Genomic DNA, 24,748 nt, shown 5'->3' on the forward strand with positions numbered 1-24,748 from the left:
ATGCTGGATCTGGCGTTTGTTCGCAACAATCTGTCACTTGTGGAAGAAAAGCTGCGCGCCCGCGGCGCCGATCCTGTTGCGCTATTGGGCGACTTCCGTTCGCTGGATGTCCGGCGCCGGGAGGCGATTACCCAGGCGGAGCAGCTTAAGGCGCGGCGAAACGAGCTGAGCCAGCAGGTTGGTGCGCTAAAGAAAGCCGGGCAGGATGCCACCGCTCTGATGGATGAGACGAAGTCTCTCAAGGAGCAGTTGGATGGGCTCGATACAGCGGCGGCGGCGCTGGACGACGAGATGCGCCAGTCGCTGGCACGCATTCCCAACCTGACGCGGGACGAAGTACCTGTGGGACGGTCGGAAGAGGATAATGTCGCGGTCAAGCATTGGGGTGAGAAACGGAGCTTTGACTTTACTCCGAAGCCGCACTGGGAGATTGGCGAGGCGCTGGGAATTCTAGATCTGGAGCGGGCGGCGAAGCTGAGTGGAGCGCGGTTTGCTGTTTACAAGGGCGCTGGAGCGCGGCTGGAGCGGGCGCTGATCAACTTTATGCTCAACCGGCATACGGAGCAGCATGGTTATACCGAGGTGCTGCCTCCGTTCATGGTGAACAGCAAGAGCCTGTTTGGAACCGGGCAGTTGCCGAAGTTTGGCGAAGATCTGTTTCGCTGCCAGGATGGCACGGATTTTGTGCCGGGCGAGTACCGGGACAACGACCACTGGTTGATTCCGACAGCGGAAGTGCCGGTGACGAATCTGTACCGCGACGAGATTCTGGATGAGGCGAAGCTGCCGATTTCGCTCACTGCGTATACGCCTTGTTTCCGGGCTGAGGCAGGAGCAGCGGGCAAGGATACGCGCGGGATTATCCGGCAGCATCAGTTTCAGAAAGTGGAGTTGGTGAAGTTTGCCAAGCCGGAAGAGTCAGACGCCGAACATGAAAAGCTGACCCGCGATGCGGAAGAGATTCTGGAAACTCTGGAACTACCCTATCGGCGTGTGCTGCTGTGTACAGGGGATACCGGGTTTTCTTCGGCAAAGACGTTTGATCTGGAAGTGTGGCTGCCGGGGCAGGGCGTGTACCGGGAAATCTCCTCCTGCTCCAACTTTGAAACTTTCCAGGCGCGGCGGGCGAATATCCGCTATCGTCCGGCGGCGGGTGGTGCAAAGGCAAAGAACGAATTTGTGCACACGCTGAATGGCAGCGGACTGGCTGTGGGCCGAACGTGGCTCGCGATTCTTGAGAACTATCAACAGGCTGACGGCTCGGTGCTGATACCGGAGGCGCTGCGGCCTTATATGGGAAATCTGGAGCGGATCACGGCGCAGAGCTAACATATTTGCGCTGACCCGGATCGATTCGCGTGTGGATGGTATGAGTCAAAACACGATTGGCAAGACATTTCGCAGTTACTTTTTCTGGACGCATCCGAGAGGCAGTTTTCATTACGACGTAATGGTGACGCTGATTCTGGCGTTTATTTTTATTACCCCACGCTTCTGGGATTTCGGCGATAAAGCTCCTGAGAATGGAGCGTTGGCTGGACCGATCCAGGTACTGCGCGATGGCAACTATGGGCTGGTGATTACGGTTCCGGCAAACAGCGTGAATGTAACACCGGACGCGGATATCCGCACGGTGCGAAAGGCGCTGCATGTGGCTATTCAGCCAGTTACGGGGGATGCGGTTTCCGTGGTGAAGTGGGAGACTGCCGATTATGACGCCAATGGCAAGCCGGGCTCATGGAAGGTCTGGGCGCATCGCTAGGATGAGCTATCCGGTGTGGAATCAAGGATTGCCGACGTTAGGTGTTCGGGAATCGGTGGTATGGCTGGCATCCTTCGTGGTTTTCTTTCCGTCCAATGAAGCTGGAGAGATATGAAAGACTTCAGGAAATTTTTACGCTTTGGATGTGTACCACTGGTGGCTTTTGCCGTAGCGGGAACCGCGATTGCGGCGGACAATCTGCAGCCGGTGCTGAGTAAGCTGGACGAGTCCTCCAAGACTTTTAGCTCTGCAGAAGCCGACATCGTATGGGAAGGCACGCAGGTCAATCCCGTTCCAGATACAGATACGCAGAGCGGGACAGTGGTCTTTGCGCGGTCTGGTGGACAGATGCGGGTTGCCGTGCACATCAAAGCCGACAATGGGAAACCGTACCAAAAAGATATGGTTTACGCCGACGGAGTAGGCAAACTCTATGAACCGGCGATCAAGCAGTTGCAGGTATTTCAGGTTGGGAATCGGCGCGACCAGTTGAACTCTTTCCTCACCCTGGGCTTTGGCGGGAGCGGCGCTGACCTCGAAAAGAACTGGAATGTGCAGTCACAGGGAGTAGAGGCGGTAAATGGCGTTCAAGCAGCGAAACTGCTGCTCACTCCGAAAGATGCGGCGCTGACCAAGTCGACGCCGAAGGTGCTTCTGTGGATTGATACGGCCCGCGGGGTTGCGGTGAAGCAGCAGCGCTATGACTCCGATGGAAATTACCTCACATTTACGTATAACCACATCAGGCTAAACGGTAAGGTGCCGGGAGATACGTTTGAGATTAAGACTGCGTCAGGGACGCAGACCGTCAATCACTCGGGATCCAACTAAGGTGCTCCAAAATGGTTGATGGTTCCCGTGCTCAGCGCGTCAGCGCATCCATTGAGCGCCGTCGGAAGATATGTTGTAGCGAGATGCCACCGGTAGCGAAGAGGAACGGGAAGAACTCCAGCGTATAGCGCGTTTCAGGCGCTTCAATGGTGAGCAGCAGCAGGCAACGTAATACGAGATAGGCCACCATGTACTGCCAGTAGCGCGGTTTGAGAAATAGCCCGTAGATTCCCAAGCCCAAGAAGAGAAGATTAACGACGCCGTAGACGATACTAAAGCGGGTCTCGGAACGGTGCAGGTGATACTGCCACCATTTGAGATCGATGGTGAGATTTTCGACACGGGGACGGAAGGTCATGTCCGCCAGACGGCCCAAAGGCATGAGAATCATGGTGCGGATGGGGTGATCGTGGGCGCGTTCCCGGGCGAGAGCGGCGAAGCGGACATCCAATTCCGGTGGCATGTCAGGGTTGCGATTGTAGATAGCGAAAATCTGCTCGGTTTCGGCCTTTTGCGCTGGCGAGTCGAAGACCCAGGATGGCAGATCGTTTAGATCGACAGTATCGTCGGGGACATTCCAGTAAATGTTGTAGGTGCAGGTGAAATCGAGGCACCAGGTTTTAACCCAATGCTGCCAGCCCAGGTGCGGGTCTTCGCCGGGGTCATTGGCGTAGCGCGGGGCCAACGGTTCGAAAACGTGGAAGACTTGCCAGTTGCGGACAGCCCAGAAGGCAAAGGGAAGCACTGCAAGGACACCAGCGATCAGAGCTTTGGAAAGCATAGGCCGTAGTGATTGAGTTGTGGCGCGCGCGAAGAATAGCGCCGGCCAGAGCGCGAATGCCAGAAGTGCGCCGTCGGGACGAAAAAGAGCCGCGGAGCTTAATGCAAGGGTGAATAGCAGAAGATATAGAATCGAGTGCTGCCTCCTGGTCAGATAACGGTCGAGGGACCACAGGGCGAGGCAGATTGCATCGAACGTAGGGGACTCGGTGAGCGGCGCTCCGGAAAAGACTGCCGTAAAGGGGCACATGGCAGCGAGCCAGAGTGCGTTCAATCCGGCGCGATCGGTTGAGATATTGCGGACAAAGTCGGCAAGAAGCAGGCATGAAAAGAGTTCGAGGGCGATCTGGAAATAACCGACGGCGTTGTAGTTTTCAATACCGAAGACGCGGAAACAGGTGGCGAGAAAGAGCGGATAACCGGGCAGACGGATGAGCGTGGGATGGATGGAATCGGTGCCAATGGCGAATGTCCCATGCTGCAGGAGATTGCGGGCTATGGTTCCGTAGATCAGGGCATCGCCGCTGACCTGGGGGAAGGCTCGCATCATCCAAAGCCTAAGAATGAGACCGCCGATTAACGCTGCCAGCGCACGCCAGCCCAACCACTGCCAATGCGGGAACGAGATGGGCGACACAGCGCTTACACTAGAGAAAGAAGAGACTGATATTTTGTCGTTCGCAGAAAGTTTCTCTTGTTTGCTCAGCGCATGACGCTTGAATGCGACCCGGTCCTGGCCGGACGCTTCCTCCTGTTGCTCTTGTACATGTTCTGTCTTGGATTGACGCCCCGAACCTGCTTCCATAGGATTCGAGTGTAACCGCTGCCAGCAGAATCGACTGCCGCAGACAGGGACAAGAGCAAGAAGGCACATTCACGCTTTCGATTTCGAAAGATCTGGAAAGAGCAAAGAGGTTTCGTCTGAGAGACGCATTTCCAGTTACCGAATTCGACTTACTATGTAGGAAATTTTTCCAATCCTCGCGGAGATTTATCCGGAACAGCAACAGCAATCCCCAATCATGAGCCCAGATCGCCAGATTTTTTATGACCCTCAACGCAAACGCTGGAAGCGCCTGCGCCGCATCATGGATGTCTCCGCGGTCATTTTCACCCTTGTCGTTACGATCTTTATCTTCAATGTACTGCGCGGGCAGCGCCTTCCTGAGTTACTGCTTCCGGCGCCGAAGCACAACTATAAGGCGCTGCACGACCGCCAGTCAGATCTGATACGCGCGGAAAAAACGAAAGCGAAATCGAGTCGGCGCAAGACAACGAAGAAGGCGTCGGAGGTTCCGTTCAATACGGGCGAAGGCATCCGGACGGCGTACTACAGGCCAGACGATACGGCGAGCTATTCCTCGTTCAAGGAGCATGTCCATCAGATCGACATCGTATTTCCAGTCTGGCTGCATGTCTCGCTGAGCAGCGGCGACCTGATGGAAGAATCGGGCGACGACCGGACCGAGTATCGCGCTGTGGATAACCGGAGTGTGCGCGACCCGGATGAGCTGAACAAGATCAAGAATGTGATTTCGGCGGCAAAGGAAGACACAGAAATCTTTCCCGACCTGACCAGCTACAATCCGCAGAACCAGAGCTTTGACCCGGCGATTGGCTCGATTCTCATGGATCAGGGGAAGCGGGACGCGTTGCGGCAGCAGATTATTCAGTTCTTTGCCGGGTTGCCCATGTATCGCGGCTTGTCGCTCGACATTGAAAACCTGCCGGATGAGGCTATTAGTTCGTACCTGCAGTTCATTCATGACTTGTATGCAGATATGCATGCTCGCAATCTGCGACTGTATGTAAACGTCGAGGCAGGCACGGATGACGATGATTTGAAGTCGATCGCAGCGAACTCCGACGGCGTGATTCTCATGAATTACGACGAGCACGAGGAGAACAGCGATCCGGGGCCGATTGCTTCACAGCAGTGGTTTCTGGGAAATCTGACGCGCGTGCTAAAGGATGTTCCGAAAGAGAAATTGATCTGCGCGGTTGGTAATTTTGGCTATGACTGGTCGATGTCGATTCCCGACCCGAAGGACAAAAAACATCCGAAGCCGAAGGTGCTGAACACGGACGATCTTAGCGTGCAGGAGGCGTGGCAGCGTGCTTCCGATGCCGATGCCGATCTCGATCTCGATTACGACTCACTCAATCCGCATTACTCATTCATTGATGAGGACGAGCACGTACGCCATGTGGTGTGGTTCCTGGATGGCGTGACGCTGCTGGATGAAATGCGTGGCGCGCGGACGCTGGGTATTCAGACATTTGCACTTTGGTCGCTTGGGCAGGAAGACCGCTCACTTTGGAATATATGGGACAAGCCGAGCAGTGCGGATGCGCTAAATCAGCTCTCAGCAGTGCAGCCCGGCCACGATATCGACAGCGAAGGTGTTGGCGACATCCTGCGAATAAGCGGAACACCTAAGCCAGGACACCGTACAGTGCTGCAGGATACGGATGAATCAGACCTGCGGCGGCGGTTGATTATTGACGAGCACATGGATGAATATCCGCTAAGTTACAAGGTCACTTACTACGGATATCATCCAGGGGAAATTGCAATTAGTTTCGATGACGGACCTGATCCGACGTGGTCTCCCAAGATTCTGGACATTCTTAAGAAGAAGAATGTAAAAGCAACGTTTATGCTGATCGGCTCACAGGCTCAGGAGAACGTGGGGATCATGCAGCGAATGGTGCGCGAAGGACATGAGATTGGAAATCATACCTATACGCACCCTGATATCAGTGAAATTTCGCCGCGACAGCTACAGCTGGAAGTAAATCTGACGGAGCGGTTATTCATCAGCAAGCTTGGAGTCCAGCCGCTGTACCTGCGTCCTCCGTATGACATTGATGAAGAGCCAGACACAGACGATCAGGCTGAACCAGCGTACCGCATACAGCAGATGGGCTATGTGATTGTCGGCAACAAGATCGATACAGACGATTGGAACGAGCATCCGCGGAAGACGCCGCAGCAAATGATCACTTCGGTGCTTTCACAACTCGACGAGATGAAGACTAAGCCGCAGTTTCAGGGCTCAATCCTCTTGATGCATGACGGAGGCGGTAACCGTGCGCCAACAGTAGCAGCGTTGCCCGAGTTGATTGATGCTCTGCGTGCACATGGATATAAATTCGTTACTGTGAGTTCGTTGATGGGCAAGACCACGGCAGAGGTGATGCCCAAGATCACCGGTCTGCAATATTGGCGAGCGAGGGCCGACTCAGTTACGTTTAGTGCGCTGAGCCTGGTGGGACACTTCGTCGTCTGGGTTTTCTTTGTGGGCGATGTGTTGATGAGCGTCCGGCTGTTGCTTATCGGAGTACTGGCGCTGATTGACAGGCTTCGCGGGCATAAGCCAGATGTGCCGGAATTTACTCCAGCCGTAGCTGTATTGGTCCCAGCCTATAACGAAGAAACGGTCATTGTCCGCACAGTGCGTTCGGTGCTGAACTCGACGTACAAGAATCTGCGCGTGGTTGTGATTGACGATGGATCCAGTGACAGAACTGCAGAGGTAGCACGCGACGCCTACGGTCCAGAGATTGCAGCAGGCAAGGTCACGGTGCTCACCAAAGCCAACGGCGGCAAAGCTGCTGCGCTCAATTACGGACTTGAGCATCTGACGGAAGAGTTCTATGTCGGCATCGATGCGGATACGGTGATTGCTCCGGACGCCATTACTAAGCTGATTCCGCATTTTGTGGATGAGCGCGTCGGCGCGGTTGCCGGCAATGCCAAGGTTGGCAATCGAGTGAATCTGTGGACCCGCTGGCAGGCGCTTGAATACATTACGAGCCAGAATTTCGAACGGCGGGCACTGAATCTATTTAATGTAGTGACCGTAGTACCGGGAGCTATTGGCGCGTGGCGGACAGGCCCCGTCAAAACTGCGGGCGGCTATCCGGTAAACACCGTGGCGGAAGATGCAGACCTGACGATGAGCCTGCTGGAGCAAGGTCTAAAAGTGGTTTACGAAGACCGCTCGCTGGCGTTTACGGAAGCACCGATTAACGCGACAGGGCTGATGCGGCAACGCTTCCGGTGGTCGTTTGGCACGCTTCAGGCAGTGTGGAAGCATCGCGCGGCGTTCTCGACAAATAAGGCAATGGGGCTGTTTGCATTGCCGAATATCGTTATCTTCCAGATGCTGCTGCCGCTGGTGTCGCCATTCATTGACCTGATGTTTGTGTATGGTACGCTGCAGTTTTTGTATAACAGCTACTTCCATCCGGAAGCCGCGAGCATGGCTTCATTTGAGAAGCTGGTCGCCTATTTTCTGACCTTCATGGTTATCGACTTCATCACCTCTACGATTGCGTTTAGCCTGGAACCGAGGCACGCGGCAAACAAAGGCGACGGATGGCTGCTGTTCCATATTTGGCTACAACGGTTTGCTTACCGGCAGGTCTTCTCGGTGGTGTTGTTCAAGACGATCAAACGCGCGATTGACGGCCGGCCGTTTAACTGGGACAAAATTGCCAGAACGGCAAAGATGAGCAAACAGACCGACCGGTTGATGGAGGGAGTGTAGCTCGTTTAACCATGATCAACGGCATTCCGGCTCTTCTCGTTTACATGGAAGAACCAGAACGAGAACTGGGGCGTGGATGGCCCGGAGGCAGAGTGCGCAGGAATGCGATGATCTGCCAGCGCTGATCTTCAGGAAGCGAGCTCCACTGTGGCATTCCCTGGTACGGATCGCCGTGCTGCAGCATCCAGGCGAGTTCACCGTCGGTTGCGTGACGAATACGCTCGGTACGCAGGCTCGGACGGTTGGGACGACCGTTCGCATCGGCTGCGTGGCATTTGGCGCAGTTTGCCAGGAAAAGCTGATGACCTGCCTCGGCTGCCTGCGGATTGTGTGCGAAAGGGTTCTTGCGGGCGCGATCTTCGTCGGGAACACGATGCAGCCATTTGCCGTCGAACACTCTGGTCTGCGCGAAGCTGATGGTCGAGTACCCCGCTGCCAGGATTATCAGACTCGAAACGATGATTGCGGCAGAGAGAAGAAGAGGTTGGCGCTTACGAGATTCGGCCTGGGGTGGTTTACGCTGGTCGCTGCTGACTTCCTGAGCGGCGGGAAGTGAAGACGGCATCAATACTGTTCCCTCTATATCGATGGTAGCCGACCGGAATGATGAAACGTAATTGCGCCGGCGGCATCGAACCACCGATGCTCACAGAATCGAGCCTGATTCTGATTTTGGACATCCGCTTTTATAGTGATCTCATGCACCCTGCAGCACTCATTGCCGGTTTGGCTCTTCTCGCATTTGTTCTGCTCGATGCGTTTCAGACAATTATTCTGCCGCGCAGACCGGTTGGACGGTTTCGTATCACCCGCCTGTTCTTTTTGGTGACATGGTATCCGTGGACCGCACTCGCGCAGCTGATGCGTGAACGTAAGACCCGAGAACAGATGTACAGCGTGTATGGACCGCTGGCTCTGCTGCTGTTGTTTGTGCTCTGGGCGGCGCTGCTTACCTGTGCCTATGCGCTGATGTATTTCGGCCTGCACGAGCCATTTGTCGATCCAGAGCATCCAACGAGAATTTTTGCGGTGTTCCGCAGCTGCCTTTATGTCAGCGGAACCACCATCTTTACCCTGGGCCTCGGAGATGTGCAACCGGCCAACCAGATTGCACGCATGCTGACAGTGCTTGAGGCGGGTACGGGGCTCGGCTTCGTGGCTCTGGTGATCGGCTACGTGCCGGTGCTGTATACGGCGTTTTCTAGTCGGGAAGTATCGGTGGCATTGCTGGATGCGCGGGCGGGTTCGCCTCCCAGCGCTAGCGAGATGCTGCTGCGGCATAATTTCAAAGGCGGCCACGAGGCGCTAATCGTGCTCCTGGCGGAGTGGGAGCGATGGGCAGCCGGCATGCTGGAAACCCACATCTCGTATCCCATCCTGTGCTACTACCGGTCGCAGCACGACAACCAAAGCTGGCTCTCGGCGATCACAGCGATTCTGGATACGTGCGCGCTGCTGATCACGACCATCGAGGGACCATGCACTCGTCAGGCACAGCTTACCTTCGCTATAGCGCGGCACGTGCTGGTTGATCTAGGGCATGTGTTTCATCGCGAAACCGAGGAAAAACGATATCGCGAAAGCAAACCTGTACGGTTGCAGGATGAAGAGTTTGCACGGCTTTGCGACGCATTGTCAGAGGTAGGGTTTTCACTCTGCGGGGATTTGACGACACGGAAGCGCCTGGATGCGATCCGCAAGATGTATGAACCACATGCGCAGGCAATGGCGGATTACTTAAAGCTCGACCTGCCTCTTTGGATGCCGCCTCCAACAGCAAAGCCGGATAACTGGAAGACGGTAGCTAATCTTCGGACCCCAACTGCTGTTGCCGACCGGCTGATAACGCAAATCAGCCTGCGTTCCGCAGCATCCGGGCTGCAGGATGACGAGTTACACCCGCTGTAATCGGATTGAAGATCGGAAATTGGATTCCTCGATCTCCAACCGTATCGACTTCGCAGCACTGCGCAGCTTCGGCTAGACTTGCAGCATGGCGCACGAATCGGTTTTCCCTATCCAGATGCTGTCGCCCAAGGGCGAATTCAAGAATGAACCGTTTGTCGACTTTGCCGATCCCGAGAATGCCCGGGCGATGCGCGAGGCGCTGGCAGATGTGGCCACCAAGCTTGGGCGTGAATATGACCTGGTCATTGGTGGGCACCGTGAGCGGACGACGGGCAAGATCACCTCGATCAATCCGGCGAAACCTGCGCAGGTGGTGGGTGTGCACCAGAAAGCAGGCGCGGAGCACGCGCAGGAAGCGATGGATGCAGCGCTGCGTGCGTTCCACTCATGGAGCAGAACACCGGTTGAGGTGCGGGCATCGCTGCTGCTGGGTGCGGCTGAGATCATTCGCAATCGCAAATTTGAGTTTGCCGCGTGGCTGACCTATGAGGTGGGCAAGAACTGGGCCGAAGCCGACGCCGATGTGGCCGAAACAATCGACTTTCTGGAGTTCTACGCTCGCGAGGCCCTGCGGCTGGCGCACGCAACGACGCCGATTCAGTATCCGGGTGAGAAAAACCGCCTGATGTACATTCCCCTGGGAGTCGGTGCTGTGATTCCGCCGTGGAATTTCCCGTTCGCGATTATGGCGGGGATGACGACGGCTGCGATTGTTACCGGAAACACAGTGATTTTGAAGCCATCGAGCGATTCACCGACGATTGCGGCGCAGTTTATGGAAGTGCTGGAGGAAGCAGGTCTGCCGGCGGGCGTGGTGAACTTCTGCCCTGGCTCGGGAGCCACCTTTGGCAACGCGATCGTGGCGCATCCGAAGACGCGTTTTGTGGCGTTCACCGGATCGAAGCCCGTGGGCCTGGATATTCACGAGCTCGCGGCAAAAACGCAACCCGGGCAGATCTGGATCAAGCGCACGGTGCTGGAGATGGGCGGCAAGGACTCGATTGTGGTCTGCGCCGATGCGGATGTAGATTCCGCGGCAGACGGCGTGGTGGCTTCAGCCTTTGGGTTCAGCGGGCAGAAATGCTCGGCCTGCTCCCGCGCTATTATCGAGGCGCCGATCTATGACGTCTTTGTCGAGAAAGTGCGAGAGCGTGTGGCGAAACTGACCGTTGGCGATCCTGCCAGAAACCCAAATATGGGACCAGTGGTCAACGCAGCTGCGCGCGACTCTATCCTTGGCTACATAGAGAAGGGCAAGGCCGAAGGGCGGCTTATTTCCGGTGGCGCCGCAGTCGAAACGGCGGCCGGTGGCTATTTCATCCAGCCGACCGTAATTGCCGATATTGATCCAGACGCGGTGATTGCGCAGGAAGAAATCTTTGGACCAGTGTTGGCGCTGATCAAAGTGGAGAGCTTTGAAGAGGGGCTGGCAGTGGCCAACAATACCGAGTTTGGCTTGACCGGCGCACTGTACACCAACGATCACGAACGGCTGAAGCAGGCAGCGGATGAGTTCCATGTGGGCAATCTGTATCTGAACCGCAAATGCACGGGTGCGATGGTGGGTGCACATCCGTTTGGTGGATTCAATATGAGCGGAACAGACTCGAAGGCCGGCGGTCCGGATTATCTGCTGCTGTTTACGCAGGCCAAGAGCGTCGCCGAGAAGCTGTAGCGCGGCGCACAGGTTAGCGAAATGACAACGAAGACAGACAGCCGGGTTGCGGTCATAACGGGTGGCGCGCAGGGGATCGGTCGCAGGACTGCAGAGTTGCTAGCTTCACGCGGCTACAACATCGCCATCATTGACCTCCGCGAGCCTGCGCAGACCGTCCTCGCTATTGAAACACAGGGTGGAACGGCGATTGGCTTTGCCGGGGACATCACGGATGAAGCCACGGTAGAGCGGTTTGCCGACAAGGTCTTCCACACGTTCGGCCCAGTCGACGTTCTGGTAAACAATGCAGGTATTAGTTGCATTTGTGCGGCGGAAGACACGGAGGCCCATATATACCGGCGAGTGATGGAAGTGAACCTTGTCGCTCCATTTCTGCTGGCGAAGGCTTTTGGGCGCGGAATGCTGGAGCGGCACAGCGGTGCAATCGTAAATGTAGCCTCGATCGCAGGGCTAGCTGGCGTCTCAGACCGCGCCGCCTACAATGCATCGAAACATGGGCTGGTGGGGCTTACGCGCACATTGGCAGCAGAGTGGGGCGGACGGGGCGTTCGCGTGAATGCGGTCTGTCCCGGCTGGGTGAAGACGGAGATGGACGCCACCGACCAGGCCGGAGGCAGCTATTCAGATACGGACATTACCCAGCGCGTACCGATGGGCCGGTTCGCGACTCCGGATGACGTCGCGCGGGCGATCGCCTTCCTGGCAGATAACGCGGAGAGTGGATTTGTGAATGGCCACACGCTCACGGTCGATGGTGGATGGACGGCAGACGCTAGCTGGGAATCGGTTCGCCTGCGCAAGCGGTGAGCGCTGATTCTCTGACTCTCTTTTCAAGGTCCAGAGGACGAGCAATCCGCCAACCCTTTGACAAAATCTTGCGCGTTTTCGGCCAACGCATACGCCTGTCTTCACATCTAATTCGTGGAAAAAATAAAACAGGTTGCGGGGCGTCTGCGATCGGGCCGGGGATTATCGCTGCATTCCGGGGTATTCAATCTGAGTCCTTTTATCTAAGCTTTGCTAAGAAAGTGTGCGTTTGCGAAGATAGAGACTCGATAAAATTATCTCTGTCCCCCTCTCGAATATGGAAAGGGTCTGAGCAAGCGCAGGGTCTTTCGCAGCCATTGATGACAAGGGCTCATGAATCCATCGTCTTTCCGGCTTTTGCTGCTACGCTTCGCTTTGCTGCCGATTCTGTGTGTCTGCTTATTTGTCGGCATCCTTAGCTGGCAATTTCATGAAATCGACTTACTGCGCACCCAGACGACACAGGCAACTACGCTGACGATTGGAAGCGACCGGCTTCTAAACAGTCTTGTCGATGAAGAGACTGGCGTCAGAGGATTTGCGCTGTCGGGAAACGCCGCGTTTTTACAGCCTTATCATGCAGCCACTGACCGAATTGACGACGAGTTGGACGCCATTGCCAATGCGGCGGACGGCAAAGCACTTGTAACCGCCGAATTGCACGAGATACGGCAGGATATTGCCAGCTTTGACAAAGCAAATGAGGCAATCGTCTCGGCGGTACCCGCACATATCGAAGATGCCGATGCTTTGCTGGCGCAAAAACAGGCGATGGATCGTCTGCGTACCAGGATTCGCAAGCTCGAGAATGAGCAGTCTGCACTACGCCAGCAAGGGCGACAAAAACTGCTAAAAATGTACGCCGCGCAACCAGTCGTCGCGATCGTTGGCGGAGCACTGGTTGCCATTTTTCTCGTGCTGGATGGAATCGGGCAGTTCCGCAAATTATCGAGAGCTTTTGCGGAGCAACTACGAGAGGTTGAGATTCAGCGCAATTCGCTTTCGACAACATTGAGAAGTATTGGCGACGCCGTCATTGTTTGTGACCAGGACGGGAAAATTACACTATTGAATCCGACCGCAGAAGAACTGACAGGCTGGAGTTCGCTGGAGGCCGTCGGCGAACACTTGGATGCAGTTTTCCCTATCGTGAATGAGACGAGCCGCAAAAAGGTCGAGAGTCCGGTAGCAAAGGTGTTGCGCACAGGACAGATAGTGGGTCTGGCGAATCACACCGTGTTGATTCGGCGCGATGGAAGCGAAATCGCCATCGACGACAGTGGAGCGCCGATTCGTGGCGAGAAAGATGGAATCGCCGGCGTGGTGTTGGTCTTTCGCGATATTGCGGAGCGCCGCAAAGCAGAGCGAGAACTGGCGCTACGTAACGCGGAGCTTGAATCGCTGCTACACAACTCCCCTATTGGATTTGCCACCTTTGACACCTCATATCACTATTTACGTGTCAACAAGGCCTTGTCTGATATTGACGGCATTGCGGAAGAAGCCCACCTCGGCAAGCCTTTAAGCGAGATGATGCCTGAGGCGTTTCCGGTGCTGCAGCCTTTGCTGGACAGTGTTTTGCGCGAAGGAAAGGTGATCCAGCGGGAATTCATTGGACGAAGACCGCAAGACGAAGGCGAGCGCCAGTGGCTCACGTGGTTTTATCCAGTGTTTGCAGGGGAATCGACGAAACCTGTACTGGCAGGCGCCATCATTCTGGACAACACAGACCGATGGCACGCACACGAAGCACTGGTGCGTACGGAAAAACTGGCTGCCGTGGGACGGCTTGCAGCTTCGATTGCGCATGAAATGAACAACCCGCTGACAAGCGTTACCAATCTTCTGTACCTGATCGGCTATGATCAGGCGCTCAGCGAATCTACGCGAGGATTTGTAGAGCGGGCCAGCATCGAGTTGGATCGAGTATCCAAGATTGCGACGCAGACACTGCGATTCGCGCGGCGCACGATGAATCCTGCTCAGGTGAATCTGGAAGAGATTGTCAGCGGGCTCATGCTGCTATTTGGAGGCCGCTTGAATCAAAGCCAGATTACGGTCAATATCCGCAAACGAAGCACCTCGACGTTTATCGGATATGCCAGCGAAATTATGCAATTGCTTACCAACCTGCTGGGCAATGCCATCGACGCAATCGGAACTGGTGGCCGCATCACGCTTGCAACGCAGAGCAGCACACATTGGAGCACGGAAACATCATGCGTTGCGGTCTCGGTGGCGGACTCCGGTCCTGGAATTCCTGAGAATTTGCGGAAAAAAATCTGGGAGCCGTTCTTTACAACAAAGGCCGATACCGGGACAGGCCTGGGACTGTGGCTGGTGGAAGAAACGATTCGCAAGAACGGTGGCTGGATTCGCATGCGCACAACATGTAACGAAGTGAGGCACGGCACCGTATTTCGCTTGCTGCTGCCGCTGGAGATGCCGCAGATATCGGAAGATGAGGCGACGGTACAGGGGTCGTAATCAAAACGGCTAAATCGACCGGGCCGGCAGCGAATCTACAATCGAGAGAGAAGTCGATTCTCAGTTTCAATGAGCGCGGCACATGTCTGCGCAAAGGTTTTAGCTCATCATCATGACATTTGACTCATTGCTACACCGTTTAACAGTGGCCTGCGCCGTTGCGCGTGAGGCTGGGATGCTGCAGAAGCGGCGCTTTCTCAATCGCGAGGCGATGATCTACAAGTTCAAAGGGCCGCAGGACTATCTGACAGCCACGGATGGCGAAGTCGAAAAGCTAATCCGCGAGCGTTTGCTCGAGGCTTTTCCGAACGATACTGTTCTCGGTGAAGAAGAAGGCGGCAAGGTGAGCGATGCGACGTGGGTGGTGGACCCTATCGATGGGACATCGAACTTTGCACGAGGCATTGCGCACTTCTGCGTTTCGATTGCGTTTGTCGATAAAGGGGAAGCCGCCATCGGCGTGATTTATCAGCCGATGCTCGATGAACTCTTTGCAGCCGCCAAAGGACATGGCGCAACGCTGAATGGTGAGCCGATCCATGTATCGAAGACGGCTAAATTGGAACAATCACTGTTGGAGGTAGGCCGCGCGGCGCGGCAGCCACAGGCTGGCTATCTTGCAATGCTCGATAAGGTGATGGCGACAGGCGCAGGCATCCGCGGCGCAGGCTCAGGTGCGCTGGCTGTGGCTAATGTTGCAGCGGGGCGCGTGGATGGATGTTATGAGACGCACATGTATTCGTGGGATTGCCTGGCCGGGCTGGTGATGGTGAAGGAAGCCGGTGGCCGGATCAATGATTTTCTGGCAGGCGATGGACTCACAAAAGGGAACCTGATCTTTGCAGCAGCGCCGGGAATTGCGGAGGAGCTTGCCTCGGTAGTTAGCGTATCGCTGAGCAACTAGTATGCTCTGGCACACTAGCTCCAGCTTTGGCCGTGAGATATGGCATCTCATTTGCTGAGTGCGGCGACGCTGCGCCGAGGAGTTGTGATGACCAAGGCTGCCAGGCAATCAAGTTCCACGAAGAAGCGCTGGGTTAAGGATGTCAAGACGGATTCGACTCATCCGCCTGAAGGTCTGTTTACCAAGGATCCAGAGACGATTGCCAGAACGCTGGCATCGAAAAAGGTTTCTCCGAAAGGGCCTGCTTCGGGGCTGCGCATGCTCACCTACTTCATCAATCGTGGCGGAAAAGGATTGAGTGCATCGCGGCGGAAAGAACTGGAAAAGGCGAAAGAGTTGCTTTCGGAGCGAGTTCATCCTGAAGAGGCTTCCACGCACAGAAAAGCGCACAAGAGAAGCGCCTGAGCCGGCGGTAATCTAAAAGGAGAGAAGGTAGAGATACTGGCGGAAGATGTGCGGTCGATTTCAGCGGCGGCTCGATAAGAAACAGATGATGGAAGCGTTTGGGCTTGGTGCGCTGGAAGAGATGGACGTCAGCCTGGAAGTGGGCCTGGCCCCGAACTACAACGCTGCTCCCGGATCGATGCATCCGGTTGTCGTATGGGATGACGACTTTGGCATGCGAGCGTTGCGCATGATGTATTGGCGATTTCTACCCCCCTATTGCACCGATCCGAAAAAGTTCAATTGGAGTACGTTGCACGCGGGCGCGGAGAATCTGCTGTCGAGCACGATGTGGAAGAAGGCTTTTCAATATCGCCGATGCCTGATCCCGGCGGACTCGTTTGTTGAGTGGAAGACGATCGACAAAAAAGCTAGCAAGAAGACGCTGAAGCTGCCGTTCTTATTTGCGTTAAAGACTGGCGATCCTTTTGGCATCGGAGGGATTTGGCAGCATTGGCGCTCTCCTGATGGGAAAACCCGGATGGACACCTTTGCGGTTGTCACCGTCGAGCCGAACGAGATCGTCCACGATATGACGGATCACGACCGGATGCCGCTGCTGATTGAAAAGAAGGATTACGAGCGCTGGCTGCAAGGCGGAGATGTCGAACGACCACCCGTGGATCTGCTTCGGCCGTTCGATGCCGACAAGATGAAGGCGTGGCGGGTTGGGACTTCAATCAATAGTGTGCGCAATAACGATCCCAGTCTGATTACTCCAGATGACACTCCCGAGCCTGGCGACGACGAAGGTGGGGAATCTTCGAATGGATCAGGGCAAATGGGATTGTTCTGATACTTTCAGTTCCAAGTCCAAACGGACGGAACTTCCTACGCAAAATTTCGTAATATATTTCTGGATTTTTGCTAACCGGCGGCATTATCCAGCGTCTTGACGCCAGTTCTAAATAAGCTTCTCGTTTCTATCTCTTCCCTTTTCTGGGTTTTGCAAGTTAACCGTGGGGCCTTCAGTAGCGTTGTAGTTGTCGAGGGAGTCCTGCGCCTGCATAAGGCATGACAGGCATCCGGTTTCATCTGCCATTTTTCATTCGGGGGTGGGTTGTGGGAGATCTTCGCGGGGACCTGAAGCATGCCTTGCACATGTTCATTAAGAATCCCGGCTTTACGCTGGCGGTAGTTGCCGCGCTGGCGCTCGGGATTGGGGCCGATACAGCGATCTTTTCCGTGGTGAATGCGGTGCTGCTAAAGCCGCTTACCTATCCGGAACCGGATCGGATTGTGCAAATTCTGTTGACTGGCCCAGGTGGCGAAGGACCGGGAGCCTCGGCCACGAAGCTGCATGTTTGGGAAGAACAAACCAGCGTCTTTCAGGATGTGACCGGATATGACTTCGGCGGCGGTATGAACTTGACCGGCTCGATTCCGGAGCAGGTGCATGGAGTTCATGTGACTGAGCCCTACTTCCGGGTTTTTGGCGCGAACTTCATTCTGGGGCGCGGATTTACCAAACAAGAGGACAGACCCAACGGCGGCAATGTCGTTGTGTTGAGCGGAGGGCTATGGAAGCGCCGCTTTGGAAGCGATCCGAATATCGTGGGCAAGGCGATTCAGATTGCGAATTTGCCATACACAGTGGTGGGTGTCGTCAACACTGATTTCTACACTGACCCGCCAGCGGATCTCTGGGTGCCGTATCAGTTCGATCCGAACACGACGGACCAGGCACATTACTTTGTTGCCGCAGCACGAATGAAACCCGGCGTAACTCTTTCGCAGGTGCAAGCGCAGTTGAAGCTGGCTGCGGTGGAGTTTAACCGGAAGTATCCGGGAGCGAATCCGCGTGGCGGTTTTGATGCGCAGTTGCTCAAAGACTCGGTCGTGAGCTATGTGCGTTCATCGCTGATGGTGCTGATCGGAGCCGTCAGTTTTGTACTGCTGATTGCCTGCGCGAACGTAGCGAATCTGCTGATGGTGCGAGCAGCCAGCCGCAGCCGCGAGTTCGCGATTCGTGTCGCGCTAGGGGCAAAACGCGGAAGGATTGTCCGGCAATTGCTGACGGAAAGCGTATTACTGGCTCTTACCGGGGGGCTGATCGGGCTGGTGCTTGGCATGACAGGGGTGCATGCACTGCTGGCCCTGAGCCCCGGAGGTATTCCACGCATCGGCGAGAAAGGCGCTGACGTCGGGCTGGACTGGCGTGTGGCGCTCTTCACGCTTGGCATCTCTGTTTTGACAGGCGTCCTGTTTGGCCTTGTACCCGCGCTCCAGGCATCGAAGCCGGACTTAAACAGCTCAATGAAAGAGTCGAGCCGAGGATCGGGCGCGAGCGTGCGGCATAACAAGCTACGGTCGCTACTGGTAATAAGCGAGGTTTCGCTGGCGCTGGTGCTGCTGGTCGGCGCTTCACTGCTGATCCGCACATTTGTAGCGCTACGCGCGGTTGATCCCGGGTTTAATGCGCACAACGTATGGACAGCGGAGATGGCGCTGAATGGACCACAGTTCGAGAAGACTGCTGGGGTTGCGCAGGTGATTCGCGAAGGACGTCAGCAGCTGGAGGCAACACCTGGAGTCATCTCGGCTGGAGCAACGAATGCCATGCCACTGGAGGGTGGATTCGGCCTCCCCTTCACGATCGTCGGACGGCCAAACAACGGGGAACCGGAAGGAGCGGGATGGATGGCGGTCTCTTCCGGTTTCTTCGGCTCCTTCAAAATTCCGATTTTGCGTGGTCGCGACTTTACCGACAACGACACCGCCGCTTCGCAAGGCGTCGCAATTATCAACGAAGCAATGGCCAAGCACTACTGGAAGAACGGTGAGAACCCCGTCGGGCAGCAGATTGTGATCGGGCATGGGGTCGGACCAGAATTCGAAGAGCCAGCGCGGTTGATTGTAGGAGTTGTTGGCGATGTGCGGGATGGAGGCTTGAATCGCGATCCGGAGCCGAAGATGGTGGTGCCACTGGCGCAGATGACTGACGGGCTGACACAGCTTAATTCAAAGGTCGCGCCTATCTCATGGGTAGTGCGAACACAGCTCGATCCGCACCAGATGACGAAGCAATTGACGGAAGTGCTACGCAAGGCAAGCGGCGGATTCCCAATAGCTCACGTCAAGAGCATGGATGAGATCGTCATCGCTTCGACTGAGCGGCAGGATTTCAACATGCTGCTGTTGAGCATCTTTGGCGGGTCTGCGCTGGTGCTGGCGGCTATCGGTATTTACGGCTTGATGGCGTATTCAGTGCAGCAGCGGACACAAGAGATCGGAATTCGCATGGCGATGGGAGCAGACCGCGGGCGGATTACCAAAATGGTAGTCTGGCAAGGCATGCGGCTGACACTAGCAGGAGTGGTAATTGGCGTCGGCGCGGCCTTTGGGCTCACACACCTTATCGCTTCCCTGCTATACGGGGTCAAGAAATGGGATCCCGGTGTATTTGTCGCGGTGCCGTTGATCCTGAGCGCCGTGGCACTCATAGCAGTATGGCTGCCGGCGCTGCGGGCTTCGAAGCTGAATCCAATGGAGGCCCTCAGAACGGAATAAACGGCTTTATGTGCCCGTACGAGTGATGCTTTGGACCTTTGAGGATCTGCCACCGCCAGCGGATCCAGCGCTTTCCTCCGCTTCGATGCGGCTGCCTACATCGGCTGCCGCCTCGGCCAGCACGCGATGATGCAGGGTGAAGAGCGCCAGCTCCAGGCGATCGCTTACTCCTGTTTTGTCATAGATGGAGCGCAGGTAGTTCTTGATGACCTGCTCGGTGGTCTTGAGGCGATTTGCAATCTCGCGATTCTTGCACCCCTGCACGATGAGCGCGACAATGCGCATCTCTTTGGGCGTAAGACGGTCGCGCACGCGGATGCCGACGAGATCCTGCTCGGGAGCGTCAGTTACGCGTGTATGCACCGGCAGCCATGTTTCGCCGGCGCAAACCTTGCGAACACACTCGACCAACGCAGCGCCGGTAGAGTTGCGCTGGATAACGCCGCGGAAACCAAGCTGCATGTAGCTCGTGGGAATCTCGGAATTTTCGGCAATGACAATGCCTCGGCTGTTCACCGATTCCAGTAGAGGTCTGAGGCGGGAATAGTCGGCTCTCAGTGCCGAAGCGAAAATGACGATGGCATGCGGAAAAGTCGTGATGGCATGCATCATGCGTTCCGCGTCAGAACACTGCGCAATGATGCGAAAATCGTCGTCCGCGGCAAGCACTTTGGCTGTGCCGGCGCGAAAAATGGCCTGGGAGTCCGCGAGTATGATCTTGTTCATTGCCCCTGCTTAAAGCATTTTTCGAATTACTGTGATCTTTCCCAAAGTGCACCCAGGTGAATTTCTCGTGAGGAAAAATCCACTCCGTCGTTTCTTTGGTCTACACCAATTCAGAAAATGCGTTAGTTTCCGGTTCTACATCCGGAGCCAGCCCGAAAACTCCTTCGCACGCAAAGACCCGCTCACACCTGAGCGGCGTTGCAGTGAGAAGATTTCCCCCTTAAATGGGTATATCGGCGGTAGGCGTAACAACTTTGCATTTGTTTTAATCTGCGACATCCAGGGACTAGATATGTCTCTTTGGTAAGCGCTTTTCCTATCCTGCGCCCATTTTCGTAACCTTACCAGCCGCCTTTAGAGTACGGCACGTTGCTGGATTTGCCAACCATAGGATTTCCAGAATGTTGCGCCAGACCTCGACAAGCTGGGGTTGCCTCAGCCGCGCTACCATCTAAACTGGATTTCAGATATGAACAGGCCCATCCTTCTCGCGGTAGACGACGACATCAATGTGTTGGAAGCGGTGGTCCAGGATCTGCGCCGGCAGTATGGATCGACGTACAGAGTTGTGCGCGCGGCCAGCGGTCAAGCGGCGCTGGATACCCTGCAACAGTTAAAGGCTCGTGAAGAGGCCGTAGCCCTGCTTTTGAGCGATCAGCGCATGCCGGGCATGAGCGGTGTCGAGTTTCTGGAAAAGGCACGGAGTTTTTATCCGCACGCAAAGCGCGTCCTGTTGACGGCGTATGCGGACACCGAAGCGGCCATCCAGGCGATCAACACAGCCCGCATTCACTATTACCTGACCAAGCCGTGGGATCCGCCGGAAGAGAAGCTGTACCCGGTGCTGGATGACCTGCTGCAGGACTGGAACGCCGGGTATCAGCCTAAATTCGACGGTATTCGTGTGATTGGACACCGGTGGTCGCTTAAGGATCACCAACTGCGGAGTTTCCTTTCGCGCAATCATGTGCCTTATCGCTGGCTGGATGCTGCCGCTAGCGACGATGCCCAGCAGCTGCTAAAAGAGCGTTCGCTTGACCCGGAAGCGCTTCCGGTAGTGTTGTTTGCGGATGGCAGCGCGCTTGTCGATCCGGAGCAGGAGGTGCTGGCGGCGCGCGTCGGCCTGCGGACGCAGCCTGCCCAGGACTTCTATGACATGGTGGTGGTTGGCGCCGGTCCGGCGGGCTTAGCTGCAGCCGTATATGGAGCGTCCGAGGGGTTGAAGACACTTGTAATCGAGCCGGATGCGCCGGGCGGACAGGCTGGATCTTCTTCAAAAATAGAGAATTATCTTGGATTCCCTGCAGGAATCACCGGTGCCGACCTGGGCCGGCGTGCGCATATGCAGTGCGTGCGGTTCGGAGCAGAGTTCCTGACGCAGCGAGCGATGAGCGTTCGGGCCGACGGGCAATACCGGTTTGTTTCGCTGGCAGATGGACGTGAGGTTTCGAGCCACGTTGTGCTGCTGGCTACCGGGGTGCAATACCGAAAACTCGAAATTCCGGGTTGCTTAGACCTGACCGGGCGCGGCGTTTATTACGGAGCCGCGCTGGTGGAGGCCGCCGCCTGCAAGGATGAAGAGGTCTTCATTGTCGGCGGAGCGAATTCCGCCGGCCAGGCAGCCCTGCACTTCGCAAAGTTTGCCCAAAAGGTGACGATGCTGGTGCGTGGGAGCAGTCTTGAAGCGAGCATGTCGAAATATTTGATCGACGAAATCGAGAAGACCCCGAATATAGTGGTGGAACCAAACACCCAGGTGATAGAAGCACTGGGCAATGAGCATCTAGAGGCTTTGAAGGTTCGCGGACCGGAAGGGGAAAGTTGCCGTCCGGCTGGATCGCTTTTCGTATTTATCGGGGCTGCTCCAGGTACGGAATGGTTGCCGGATTCGATTTTGCGCGACGATAAAGGCTTTGTTTACTCAGGGATGGACCTAAGCACTGCCGATCCGAAGACGTCCGCGAAGTTCAAGGTTCAGTGGAAGCAGGAACGGCCTCCGTTTTTGCTGGAGTCCAGCGTTCCAGGAGTTTTTGTGGCGGGGGACGTGCGCCACGGTTCGATCAAACGAGCGGCTTCGGCGGTAGGTGAAGGCTCGATTGCAGTACAGTTTGCACATCAGTATTTGGCGAGTTTTTGAGGTTAAACGGGTGCGGGAAGAGGCTAACGGGCAAATCTCAACGAAAGTGGAATGGAAGAAACGCATCTTCCTGGCTCACGCTACATCCATAGCTAATGGAAATGTACGAGTAGCGGCAGCAGAAGCTGCGGCATAAACAAAAAACGATGGATACCGAAAACCAAATCACTACCGAGCGGGTCTCGCTGGACGATTACGCGGAACGGCTCACAGAAGCCTTCCCTGGCACCGGCGTTAAGCCGGAACAGCTTTGCGGCCTTGGAGATGCGGACCTGCTTCGCGTACCGGCCAATGTAACTTTTTACGACTCAACTGCCGGTAATGCACCAATGCGCGCTCTTTGGGTTTTGCTTGAGGGCGAAGCGGTAGCTGACAAGGTGGAAGCGGACGGCTCGCAGATGCGTGCCTATGCTGGCAAGGCTCCGGAATCCTTCGGTGAAGTCTTCCTGTTGGCGGGCAAAGCTCCGCCAATGCTCGCCAAGGCCGTGCAGCCTTCCGTAATTTTGCGTATCGATGAGTCAAGCTTCTGGAACCTGATGGCTTGCTGTGAGCCGATCCGTAAAAAAGTACTCATAAATATGTCGGCTCGGCTGAAGGTTCTGCAAGCGGAAGCCGCGCATAGGGAAAAGCTGGTCTCTTTAGGAACGCTGGCTGCCGGACTCATGCATGAGCTGCACAATCCTGGATCGGCGGCAAAACGCGCCGCTTCCCAGCTGCGTGTAAACCTGACCCGGCTACAGGAACTTAGCCTGCGACAAGCTTCGAAGCCAAAGACTCCGCTGCAACTCGAGTGCATGCATGACCTGCTAGCGCATGCTATGCATAGCTGCAAGGCTCCGGCGATGAGCAGTCTGGATCAGGCCGACGCCGAAGAGGCAATGTCGGAATGGCTTGATTCGTCGGGCGTGGAAAATGCTTACAAGATCGGCCCCGCGCTGGTCGCTATCGGCTTTGAGAAAGAAGAGCTGGAATGCGCCCGAACCGCCTTTGAGAACGGCTCTCTGTCAGACGCACTCAACTGGCTGGAAGCTCTGGTATCGAGCATATCGTTAGTCTGCGCCATCGAGGAAAGCGTTTCCCGGGTTTCTGACCTGGTGATGGCAGTAAAGAAGTTTGCGTACGACGACCGCTGCACTTTACGAGACGTCGATGTGCATGACAGCATCCAGAGCACTCTGACGATTCTTGGGCATAAGATGCGGCAGAGACAGATCACCGTGCAGAAGCACTTCGATGCGGCACAGCCGAACATCCGGACGACTGGGGTTGCAATCAGCCAAGTCTGGACGAACCTGCTCGACAACGCCATCGATGCTTCGCCCGAAGGCGGCCAGATCGATGTCAAGACATGGTCCGAACCGGACTATCTCGCAATTGCCATCGTCGATCACGGATCGGGTATTCCGGAGGAGATCCGCGAAAAGATCTTCGAGCCGTTCTTCACAACCAAGCCGGTGGGCAAGGGCACGGGACTTGGTCTCGAGATTGTGCAGCGCATCGTGACGCAGAGTTTTGGCGGAAAGATTCAGATCGATTCGAAGCCCGGCGAGACGAAGTTTATCGTGCGTCTGCCGCAAGCCGCAGGGCTGCCGGCCTGAGCGACCAGAGCAACTGTTGTCGAATCACGGTTGCTCAAATTTCTTTTTCTAAAATTACGAAGTGAAGATCGTCGCGCAGTGACTTGCCGAATCGCTCGTCGCCGCTTGGAAATGGTTCCTGCTCACCTGTGAGAGCATAGCCGCGACGGAGATACCAAGCTAGGAGAGCATGACGAACATTGACTACTGTCATGCGGATACGCGTGGCTCCGTGTGCCTTGGCATATTGCTCGCTGGCCGCCAGGAGCGCCCGGCCAATTCCCTGATCTTGTAAATTCGGCAGAACCGTGAGCAGTCCCAGGTACCAGGTATTTTCGGACTTTGGCTCCAGCCATACGGTACCGATGATGCTGGCTTCAGGGCTTTCCCGCCACACCAGCAGATGCGCATGCGGTGCACGAATGAACTCCTGCCGCAGCAGGTCGTCAGTCAGACGAGTTCCTGTGATGTATCCGCGTTCCGAGTTCCAGCCCTCTGCGCCGCGGTAAGCGAGATTCGCCAACTCGATGATTGCCGGGTAGTCCTTTTCAGTTGAAGGAATGAGCTGCATCGAAAGCCATTCTAAAGCCCTGCATTGCCCCGTTTCAGGACATTCCTTATGGGTATCCACGTGACCTTGG

General features: G+C 55.8%; 18 protein-coding genes. 14 read left to right on the top strand and 4 right to left on the bottom strand.

Annotated features, from left to right (window positions below; all coding sequences use genetic code 11):
• The 3 genes from serS to OHL22_RS09580 all read left to right on the top strand — a co-directional run bounded on the left by serS (nucleotide 1) and on the right by OHL22_RS09580 (nucleotide 2,593).
• Nucleotides 1–1,329 carry a serine--tRNA ligase gene (gene serS, locus OHL22_RS09570; RefSeq protein WP_263336116.1) on the top strand — a complete coding sequence of 443 codons (1,329 nt, stop codon included), beginning with the start codon at nucleotides 1–3 and terminating at the stop codon, nucleotides 1,327–1,329.
• Between the two features lie 40 nt (nucleotides 1,330–1,369).
• Nucleotides 1,370–1,762: a hypothetical protein gene (locus OHL22_RS09575; protein ID WP_263336121.1), complete on the top strand. Its 393-nt coding sequence runs from the start codon at nucleotides 1,370–1,372 to the stop codon at nucleotides 1,760–1,762.
• A 156-nt stretch (nucleotides 1,763–1,918) separates the two neighbouring features.
• On the top strand, nucleotides 1,919–2,593 hold the full coding sequence (locus OHL22_RS09580) for a LolA family protein (protein WP_263336124.1): 675 nt from the start codon (nucleotides 1,919–1,921) through the stop codon (nucleotides 2,591–2,593).
• Between the two features lie 31 nt (nucleotides 2,594–2,624).
• Here the strand turns inward: OHL22_RS09580 and OHL22_RS09585 are convergent, their stop codons facing one another.
• Complete coding sequence (locus OHL22_RS09585) at nucleotides 2,625–4,010, bottom strand: ArnT family glycosyltransferase (protein ID WP_263336127.1); 1,386 nt, start codon at nucleotides 4,008–4,010, stop codon at nucleotides 2,625–2,627.
• A 385-nt stretch (nucleotides 4,011–4,395) separates the two neighbouring features.
• On the opposite strand from OHL22_RS09585, the gene OHL22_RS09590 reads away from it, so the two are divergent.
• Nucleotides 4,396–7,929, top strand: coding sequence for a glycosyltransferase (locus OHL22_RS09590; protein WP_263336131.1), 3,534 nt, complete (start codon nucleotides 4,396–4,398; stop codon nucleotides 7,927–7,929).
• 40 nt (nucleotides 7,930–7,969) lie between these two features.
• Here the strand turns inward: OHL22_RS09590 and OHL22_RS09595 are convergent, their stop codons facing one another.
• A complete protein-coding gene (locus tag OHL22_RS09595; RefSeq protein ID WP_263336134.1) occupies nucleotides 7,970–8,494 on the bottom strand; it encodes a c-type cytochrome in 525 nt (174 codons plus the stop codon).
• 41 nt (nucleotides 8,495–8,535) lie between these two features.
• Here OHL22_RS09595 and OHL22_RS09600 point away from each other — a divergent pair, with 41 nt between their 5' ends.
• The 8 genes from OHL22_RS09600 to OHL22_RS09635 all read left to right on the top strand — a co-directional run bounded on the left by OHL22_RS09600 (nucleotide 8,536) and on the right by OHL22_RS09635 (nucleotide 19,667).
• The gene (locus OHL22_RS09600; protein ID WP_263336137.1) at nucleotides 8,536–9,837 is read left to right on the top strand and encodes a potassium channel family protein; all 1,302 of its coding nucleotides are present in this window, start codon (nucleotides 8,536–8,538) and stop codon (nucleotides 9,835–9,837) included.
• An 85-nt stretch (nucleotides 9,838–9,922) separates the two neighbouring features.
• Nucleotides 9,923–11,512 (top strand): L-glutamate gamma-semialdehyde dehydrogenase, encoded by a 1,590-nt coding sequence (pruA, locus tag OHL22_RS09605; RefSeq protein ID WP_263336138.1) that lies wholly within the window; start codon nucleotides 9,923–9,925, stop codon nucleotides 11,510–11,512.
• A gap of 21 nt (nucleotides 11,513–11,533) precedes the next feature.
• Entirely contained in the window at nucleotides 11,534–12,322 is a 789-nt protein-coding gene (locus OHL22_RS09610) for an SDR family NAD(P)-dependent oxidoreductase (RefSeq protein WP_263336142.1), read from the top strand.
• Between the two features lie 333 nt (nucleotides 12,323–12,655).
• Nucleotides 12,656–14,809 carry a PAS domain-containing protein gene (locus OHL22_RS09615; protein ID WP_263336145.1) on the top strand — a complete coding sequence of 718 codons (2,154 nt, stop codon included), beginning with the start codon at nucleotides 12,656–12,658 and terminating at the stop codon, nucleotides 14,807–14,809.
• 112 nt (nucleotides 14,810–14,921) lie between these two features.
• Complete coding sequence (locus OHL22_RS09620; RefSeq protein ID WP_263336147.1) at nucleotides 14,922–15,713, top strand: inositol monophosphatase family protein; 792 nt, start codon at nucleotides 14,922–14,924, stop codon at nucleotides 15,711–15,713.
• Between the two features lie 39 nt (nucleotides 15,714–15,752).
• The gene (locus tag OHL22_RS09625; protein WP_263336150.1) at nucleotides 15,753–16,118 is read left to right on the top strand and encodes a DUF3175 domain-containing protein; all 366 of its coding nucleotides are present in this window, start codon (nucleotides 15,753–15,755) and stop codon (nucleotides 16,116–16,118) included.
• Nucleotides 16,119–16,164: 46 nt separating this feature from the next.
• Nucleotides 16,165–16,953, top strand: coding sequence for an SOS response-associated peptidase (locus OHL22_RS09630; protein ID WP_263336154.1), 789 nt, complete (start codon nucleotides 16,165–16,167; stop codon nucleotides 16,951–16,953).
• A 218-nt stretch (nucleotides 16,954–17,171) separates the two neighbouring features.
• Nucleotides 17,172–19,667, top strand: a complete 2,496-nt coding sequence (locus tag OHL22_RS09635; protein ID WP_263336158.1) for an ABC transporter permease — start codon at nucleotides 17,172–17,174, stop codon at nucleotides 19,665–19,667.
• A 6-nt stretch (nucleotides 19,668–19,673) separates the two neighbouring features.
• Here OHL22_RS09635 and OHL22_RS09640 read toward each other — a convergent pair whose 3' ends face one another.
• Entirely contained in the window at nucleotides 19,674–20,393 is a 720-nt protein-coding gene (locus OHL22_RS09640; RefSeq protein WP_263336161.1) for a response regulator transcription factor, read from the bottom strand.
• A 469-nt stretch (nucleotides 20,394–20,862) separates the two neighbouring features.
• On the opposite strand from OHL22_RS09640, the gene OHL22_RS09645 reads away from it, so the two are divergent.
• Both OHL22_RS09645 and OHL22_RS09650 read left to right on the top strand, forming a co-directional pair.
• The gene (locus OHL22_RS09645) at nucleotides 20,863–22,530 is read left to right on the top strand and encodes an FAD-dependent oxidoreductase (protein ID WP_263336163.1); all 1,668 of its coding nucleotides are present in this window, start codon (nucleotides 20,863–20,865) and stop codon (nucleotides 22,528–22,530) included.
• Between the two features lie 146 nt (nucleotides 22,531–22,676).
• A complete protein-coding gene (locus OHL22_RS09650) occupies nucleotides 22,677–24,128 on the top strand; it encodes an ATP-binding protein (protein WP_263336166.1) in 1,452 nt (483 codons plus the stop codon).
• Nucleotides 24,129–24,162: 34 nt separating this feature from the next.
• On the opposite strand, the gene OHL22_RS09655 is transcribed toward OHL22_RS09650, so the two are convergent.
• Entirely contained in the window at nucleotides 24,163–24,678 is a 516-nt protein-coding gene (locus OHL22_RS09655; protein WP_263336168.1) for a GNAT family N-acetyltransferase, read from the bottom strand.
• Between the last annotated feature and the right edge of the window lie 70 nt (nucleotides 24,679–24,748).

This window comes from Acidicapsa dinghuensis (genome assembly GCF_025685685.1).
In the GTDB taxonomy this organism is placed as follows: Bacteria; Acidobacteriota; Terriglobia; order Terriglobales; family Acidobacteriaceae; genus Acidicapsa; species Acidicapsa dinghuensis.

Excerpts from the sequence above, each read along its gene's own strand:
- OHL22_RS09635 (WP_263336158.1), top strand. The coding sequence starts at position 17,172 with ATGACAGGCATCCGGTTTCATCTGCCATTTTTCATTCGGGGGTGGGTT.
- OHL22_RS09610 (WP_263336142.1), top strand. The coding sequence starts at position 11,534 with ATGACAACGAAGACAGACAGCCGGGTTGCGGTCATAACGGGTGGCGCG.
- OHL22_RS09645 (WP_263336163.1), top strand. The coding sequence starts at position 20,863 with ATGAACAGGCCCATCCTTCTCGCGGTAGACGACGACATCAATGTGTTG.
- OHL22_RS09630 (WP_263336154.1), top strand. The coding sequence starts at position 16,165 with ATGTGCGGTCGATTTCAGCGGCGGCTCGATAAGAAACAGATGATGGAA.
- OHL22_RS09600 (WP_263336137.1), top strand. The coding sequence starts at position 8,536 with ATGAAACGTAATTGCGCCGGCGGCATCGAACCACCGATGCTCACAGAA.
- OHL22_RS09625 (WP_263336150.1), top strand. The coding sequence starts at position 15,753 with ATGGCATCTCATTTGCTGAGTGCGGCGACGCTGCGCCGAGGAGTTGTG.
- OHL22_RS09620 (WP_263336147.1), top strand. The coding sequence starts at position 14,922 with ATGACATTTGACTCATTGCTACACCGTTTAACAGTGGCCTGCGCCGTT.
- OHL22_RS09640 (WP_263336161.1), bottom strand. The coding sequence starts at position 20,393 with ATGAACAAGATCATACTCGCGGACTCCCAGGCCATTTTTCGCGCCGGC.
- pruA (WP_263336138.1), top strand. The coding sequence starts at position 9,923 with ATGGCGCACGAATCGGTTTTCCCTATCCAGATGCTGTCGCCCAAGGGC.
- OHL22_RS09575 (WP_263336121.1), top strand. The coding sequence starts at position 1,370 with ATGAGTCAAAACACGATTGGCAAGACATTTCGCAGTTACTTTTTCTGG.
- serS (WP_263336116.1), top strand. The coding sequence starts at position 1 with ATGCTGGATCTGGCGTTTGTTCGCAACAATCTGTCACTTGTGGAAGAA.
- OHL22_RS09650 (WP_263336166.1), top strand. The coding sequence starts at position 22,677 with ATGGATACCGAAAACCAAATCACTACCGAGCGGGTCTCGCTGGACGAT.
- OHL22_RS09655 (WP_263336168.1), bottom strand. The coding sequence starts at position 24,678 with ATGCAGCTCATTCCTTCAACTGAAAAGGACTACCCGGCAATCATCGAG.
- OHL22_RS09590 (WP_263336131.1), top strand. The coding sequence starts at position 4,396 with ATGAGCCCAGATCGCCAGATTTTTTATGACCCTCAACGCAAACGCTGG.
- OHL22_RS09615 (WP_263336145.1), top strand. The coding sequence starts at position 12,656 with ATGAATCCATCGTCTTTCCGGCTTTTGCTGCTACGCTTCGCTTTGCTG.
- OHL22_RS09595 (WP_263336134.1), bottom strand. The coding sequence starts at position 8,494 with ATGCCGTCTTCACTTCCCGCCGCTCAGGAAGTCAGCAGCGACCAGCGT.